This window comes from Bradyrhizobium canariense, assembly GCF_019402665.1.
GTDB lineage: Bacteria > Pseudomonadota > Alphaproteobacteria > Rhizobiales > Xanthobacteraceae > Bradyrhizobium > Bradyrhizobium canariense.
Genome location: NZ_VSST01000123.1, coordinates 1 through 962 on the forward strand (window position 1 = coordinate 1; position 962 = coordinate 962).

Sequence of the window (962 nt, forward strand, 5' to 3'; positions counted from 1 at the left end):
TTGTGTGCCGCGATCGGAATGATGGATCAGCCCGGGACCTGGTCTTTGCGCCTTGATCGCCATTCGTAATGCGGCGAGCGGCAGTTCTGCGCGCAGATGGTCGTCCATGGCCCAGCCCACGATACGGCGGCTGTACAGATCCATGACGGCCGCCAGATACAACCAGCCCTGGTCGGTCCAGACAAAGGTGATGTCAGCGAGCCAGACCTGATTGCGCATGGCGGCCGAGAAGTTCCGGCCGAGCAGGTTCGGCGCGATCGGGAAGCCATGCCCGCTGTCGGTGGTGCGGCATCGTCGCGGCCCGGCCGAGATGGCTCGAATGCCATGATGGCGCATCTGCCGCTCGATCCGGCCACGGCTTGCATGATGTCCCTGGGCTTTGAGTTCGACATGAATGCGCGGGCTGCCATAGCGGCCATGGCTATCGCGATGAACCCGCTGGATGCCTTCCAGCAGCGCTCGGTTAGCCAAGGCCCGGAGGCTTTCCGGGCGCGACCGCCAGGCATAGTAGCCCGCGGGCGAGACGCCGAGCACACGGCACATGACCTTGACCGGATAGTCCGTGCGGCGATCCTCGATAAAACGGAACCTCATGTCCGGGGTCCAGCAAAGATCGCGATCGACTTTTTTAAAATGTCGCGCTCCAAGCGCAGCTGTTCGTTTTCCCGCTGCAACCGCGCAATCACGTCAGCTTGGTCCGCCGACGGCACCGCCGCTTGCGATGTGGGCGCCACGGCGCTGCCGCCGGCTCTCGCCGTGCCCTGCTCCGCCACCCATCGGCTCAGCACGGAGCCGTCAAGCCCGAGCTCCTTCGATACCGACTTCGCCGAGCGGCCGCTCGACAAAACCAGATCAACTGCCTGCCGCTTGTACTCGTCCGAATAAGAACGTCGCTGCCGTTTCGTCATCTGACACCTCTTGCTGTCTAAGCTATAGGTGTCCACCGATTTAGGGGAGGCTCA

General features: G+C 63.1%; 2 protein-coding genes. Both read right to left on the reverse strand.

Going from position 1 to position 962, the window contains the following annotated elements; translation table 11 throughout:
• A partial coding sequence (locus FXB41_RS40040; protein ID WP_219685674.1) for an IS3 family transposase occupies window positions 1–594 on the reverse strand: 594 nt, incomplete at its 3' end.
• Complete coding sequence (locus tag FXB41_RS40045) at window positions 591–908, reverse strand: transposase (protein ID WP_007593706.1); 318 nt, start codon at window positions 906–908, stop codon at window positions 591–593. The genes FXB41_RS40040 and FXB41_RS40045, both read right to left, overlap by 4 nt.
• Window positions 909–962: the final 54 nt, after the last annotated feature.